The sequence below is a fragment of the Sulfurihydrogenibium sp. genome, assembly GCF_027448985.1.
Lineage (GTDB): Bacteria > Aquificota > Aquificia > Aquificales > Hydrogenothermaceae > Sulfurihydrogenibium.
In genome coordinates this window covers 1-4,613 of record NZ_DAIDMN010000089.1, presented here as the reverse complement: position 1 = coordinate 4,613, position 4,613 = coordinate 1, and the positions used below count along the sequence as shown (strand labels likewise).

5 protein-coding genes and 1 pseudogene are annotated in these 4,613 nt (G+C 28.9%); all 6 read left to right on the top strand.

Annotation, left to right across the window (positions count from 1 at the left end):
- Positions 1 to 111 precede the first annotated feature (111 nt).
- The gene (locus NE054_RS07025; RefSeq protein ID WP_297890111.1) at positions 112 to 1,248 is read left to right on the top strand and encodes a glycosyltransferase family 1 protein; all 1,137 of its coding nucleotides are present in this window, start codon (positions 112 to 114) and stop codon (positions 1,246 to 1,248) included.
- On the top strand, positions 1,241 to 1,984 hold the full coding sequence (locus tag NE054_RS07020) for a WecB/TagA/CpsF family glycosyltransferase (RefSeq protein WP_297890109.1): 744 nt from the start codon (positions 1,241 to 1,243) through the stop codon (positions 1,982 to 1,984). Before NE054_RS07025 ends, NE054_RS07020 begins: the two co-directional genes overlap by 8 nt.
- Positions 1,981 to 2,115, top strand: a pseudogene (locus tag NE054_RS08530) (dehydrogenase); the annotation flags it as partial. The gene NE054_RS07020 and the pseudogene NE054_RS08530, both read left to right, overlap by 4 nt.
- Positions 2,116 to 2,191: 76 nt before the next feature.
- Positions 2,192 to 2,530, top strand: coding sequence for an HAD-IIIA family hydrolase (locus NE054_RS07015; RefSeq protein WP_345780605.1), 339 nt, complete (start codon positions 2,192 to 2,194; stop codon positions 2,528 to 2,530).
- Between the two features lie 63 nt (positions 2,531 to 2,593).
- Positions 2,594 to 3,595, top strand: coding sequence for a glycosyltransferase (locus NE054_RS07010; protein ID WP_297890108.1), 1,002 nt, complete (start codon positions 2,594 to 2,596; stop codon positions 3,593 to 3,595).
- A gap of 2 nt (positions 3,596 to 3,597) precedes the next feature.
- Positions 3,598 to 4,613, top strand: a 1,016-nt coding sequence (locus tag NE054_RS07005; RefSeq protein ID WP_297890106.1) for an AAA family ATPase, incomplete at its 3' end; no start/stop codon positions are given.

Genomic DNA, 4,613 nt, shown 5'->3' with positions numbered 1-4,613 from the left:
CAGTGGTAGTTTTACTTTATGATACCACTGGAGGTTTTTTATTTCATCTTTTTTTCGAATTGGAAATTAGGGTTTTTCTCTTAATAAAAAGCTTTAGAGGAGTAAAATATTATGAGCTTATATAAAAATAATATTTTAATTGATTTGACCAGTCTTTATAATAGAAGACAAACAGGAATTGAAATATTTGCATTAGATTTAACCGAGCACTTAATAGAAGAAATCTATAAGTCTAATAAACTTGACATAACTGTTTCGACAGTTTATCGTAAAAAAGCCACATTAGAAAAAAATAGTGCTTTAATTGATGAAATATTAATAAAATCAAACAGTCGTATTTTAAGTGAACAGATATTTTTACCTTATTTAATAAGAAAATCGAGTCCCAAATTAGCGATTTTTCCTGCTTTTCCTCCGGGATATTTAACATATAACTTGAAAAATAAAAATACTAAAATAGCTGTTTTTATACATGATACAGTACCTTGGAATTTTACTAAAACTTTATCCTGGAAAGCTAAGATTTACTTAAAACCTCTATATGATTTAGCATTAAAGAAAGCAGATTATATTTTAACAGTAAGTAAGACTGTTAAAAGTGAACTAGAGGAAATTTTTGATATTAAAAATATATTTTTCATAGGTGAGACTATATCTCATATATATAAGAAAGAAAATATCTTAAAGACACACACAAACATTCTGGATAAATTAAGCTTAAATCCAAAAGATTACATTTTATCAGTAAGTACATTAGAACCAAGAAAAAACTTATTTTATCTTATTGATGTGTATAAGAAAATGTTAAAAAAAGGATTAGAAAAGAAACTTGTTTTAGTTGGTAGAAAAGGTTGGGATAAAAATATAAATCAGTTAATAAATAATGAAATTTCAGATAAAAACATAGTATTCACTGATTATATAACAAACGAGGATTTAATAACTCTATATAAAAATTGTTCAGCTTTTGTTTTATTATCAATATATGAGGGTTTTGGTAGACCGCCTTTAGAGGCTCTAGCTTGTGGTTCAAAAGTCATAGTTAGCGACATACCAATTTTCAGAGAGAACTTGGGTGACCACGCTTACTACTTGCCTCTTAATAATTCAGAAGAAGCAGCTGAACTAGCTTTTAGATATATAAATTATGAAGAAAAAGTAAAGCTACCTAATTATGATATATATGAATATCTTACCTTGAATTTTAAGCAAAATTTAAACAATTTTTTGAGGAATTTTTATGATTGATAAAAGCTACTTTAGATTATGTAATATATTCTTTAACGGCCTAACAAAAAATGATATATTTAATAATGCATCGAAATTTAAATTCATTATTACAGCTAATTCAGAAATCATAGTAAAAGCTCAAAAAGATGAGAGACTTAGAAAGATAATAAATGAAAATATAGTTACTTTAGATGGTCAAATACCTTATTGGCTATTTAGATTTAAATATAGAAACATAAAAGCTGAAAAAATTTCAGGCTCAGATTTTATATATGATTTATGTGAACATGCAAAACAGCATAACAAAAGAGTTTTTTTATTAGGTGGATACCAAGATAGCAATACTCTATCTGTGCAAAGGATTAGAGAAAAATATAATATAGAAGTAGATGGATACAGTCCACCATACGAACCTTATCCGTTTTCTGATAAAACAAATGCTTTGATAATAGAAAAAATCTTACAATTTAGACCTAATATATTGTTGGTAGGGTTTGGGGCAAAAAAACAAGAATTTTGGATAGACGATAATAAGGAGATTTTAAAAAAAATTGGTATAGAAATTGTGATAGGTGTTGGAGGTACATTCGATTTTGTTTCTGGAAAAATAAAAAGAGCTCCTAAATTTATACAAAATTTAGGATTAGAAGGTTTGTGGAGATTGATTATGGAACCAAAATTGTTTAGATTAAAAAGATTATTGGTTAGCTCAATGATTTTTTATTATTTTTTTAAGGAGGATATTTTAAGATGATTTTTCGATCAAAAGCCCCCCTTAGACTTGGCTTAGCAGGTGGTGGAACAGATGTGAGCCCATACTCTGATTTGTATGGAGGCATGATTTTAAATGCCACTATAAACATATATGCATACGCTACGATTGAGCTAAGAAAAGATTTTAAGAAATTTCTTTGGAAGAATTATAGTAGTAACAAACCAAAGGGGAATAGGTAAAAAATTAATGAGTGAAGAAGATTTAAATAATATTCATAAAAATATGTTAAAAATCTTAGAAAAAAATGAAATATTTATAGATGCTATCTTTTATTGCCCTCATGATTATGTAATAGAAGACTGTAATTGTAGAAAGCCTAAAATAGGATTGGCTTTAAAAGCAAAAGAGATTTTTCCAGATATAAATTTTGTAAAATCGGTAATGGTTGGTGACTCTAAATCAGATATGGAATTTGCAGAAAATATAGGTGCAAAAAAAGTTTTTATTTCTAATACTCATTCTCCAAAAGAAATTACAGTACCTTCTTTATATGATTTTGCTAAACTTCTTTATGAAAGTTATTAAATTTTAACAAATGCTGAGGAATGAATTATGTTAACTACCATAACTTTTTTATTAAGTTTCTTTATGAATTTGTTTATTGTTGTGTTTGCTAAGAAGATAGACATTTTTGTTATAGACCATATTCATTCTGGACCTCAGAAGTTTCATGAAAATCCAACTCCAAGGATTGGGGGACTTGGAATATTTATTGCGTTTACTTTGTTTCTTTTGTACAAAAATCTGTGGATTTACGTTATTGTGTTATTTCCAGTATTTTTATCCGGATTTATAGAAGACTTAACAAAAACATTACATCCAAAGATAAGACTTTTTCTTATGTCTGTAAGTGGAATATTAGCTTATATCTTACTTGATGCAAAGATTACTACGGTTCATTTGCCAGCTGTAGATTATATCCTAAGTGTTTCTGTTTTTTCTTTTCTGTTTACTGTTTTTGCTCTTGTTGGAATTTCTAACGCTATAAATATAATTGATGGATTTAATGGGCTTGCATCCGGAGTTAGTATTATGACTTTGTCATCTATAGCTTTTGTTGCAAACGATGTTGGAGATATACTCATAAGAGATTTAGCATTAACATTGATTTTTGCTATATTGGGATTTTTTGTAATAAACTGGCCATTTGGAAAAATATTTTTAGGAGATGGTGGGGCTTACTTTATTGGATTTATGGTAGGATTGTTGGCAGTTCTTCTTGTAATGCATCATCCGGAAGTATCACCTTGGTTTGCATTAGCTATATTGATATATCCAGTTTGGGAAGTAATTTTCTCAATATACAGAAGAAAATATTTAAGAAATTCATCTCCACTTCAACCGGATGCAGTTCATTTTCATACATTAGTTTACAGAATTTTTTCAAAAAAACTGTTTCCAAATATGAGTAATCTATATAGAAACTCTGCTACTTCTGTCTTCATTTGGATTTTAAATCTATTTCCAACTTTGTTGGCAGTTATATTCTACAACAACACACTTATACTTGCACTAATTTGTATAGCATTTGCAATAAGCTATAATTTTATATACAAAAAACTAATTTATATGAAAATAGGTAGCTTATAAAAATGAAAAAACTACCAATAGGAATACAAAACTTAAAGGAGATTGTTACAGAAGGATATTATTACGTAGATAAAACACCATTTGTTAAGAAGCTACAAGAAAAAGGAAAGTACTTTTTCCTAAGCAGACCAAGAAGGTTTGGAAAATCTCTCTTCTTAGACACACTAAAAGAGGCATTCAGTGGAAACAAAGAACTATTTAAAGGTCTATACCTTTACGATAACTGGGATTGGGATAAAAAATATCCAGTTATAAAAATAAGCTTTGGAATGGGAGTACATAGAACACCACAAGAGTTGAATCTAAAAATCATAGAAGCTTTATCTCAGATAGAAAGAAATTACGATATAAAACTAACAAACCAAACACCAAGTGGAAAATTTTACGAAGCTATAGAAAAACTATCAGAAAAATACAACCAAAAAGTAGTGGTATTGATAGATGAGTACGACAAACCAATATTAGACAGGATAGAAGAACCGGATATAGCAAAAGAAAACAGAGAAGTGTTAAAAGATTTCTACTCTGTGTTGAAAGATGCAGACCCATACCTACATCTTGTATTTTTAACAGGAGTATCAAGATTTTCAAAAGTATCAATATTCAGTGGACTAAACCAGCTAATGGATATAACACTACTTCCGGAATTTGCAACCATATGTGGATACACCCAGACAGAGTTAGAAACAGTCTTTGAAGATAGGATAAAAGACTTTGACAAAGAAGAAGTAAAAAGGTGGTACAACGGCTACAACTGGCTTGGAGAATCTGTTTATAACCCATTTGACATACTACTGCTTTTTGCCAACAAAATGTTTAGACCATACTGGTTTGAAACCGGAACACCCACATTTTTGATAAAAATGTTTCAAAAAAATCAGTACTACCTTCCGGATTTAGAGAACTTGGAAGTAGGAGAAGAGATACTTTCAAACCTTGACATTGATTACATCTATCCGGAAAATCTACTGTTTCAATCCGGATATCTGACTATAAAACAAACAATACAGATAGAAGA

Bases quoted from the DNA above. Each gene is read 5' to 3' on its own strand.
- NE054_RS07015 (WP_345780605.1), top strand. From the start codon at position 2,192: ATGAGTGAAGAAGATTTAAATAATATTCATAAAAATATGTTAAAAATC.
- NE054_RS07025 (WP_297890111.1), top strand. From the start codon at position 112: ATGAGCTTATATAAAAATAATATTTTAATTGATTTGACCAGTCTTTAT.
- NE054_RS07010 (WP_297890108.1), top strand. From the start codon at position 2,594: ATGAATTTGTTTATTGTTGTGTTTGCTAAGAAGATAGACATTTTTGTT.
- NE054_RS07020 (WP_297890109.1), top strand. From the start codon at position 1,241: ATGATTGATAAAAGCTACTTTAGATTATGTAATATATTCTTTAACGGC.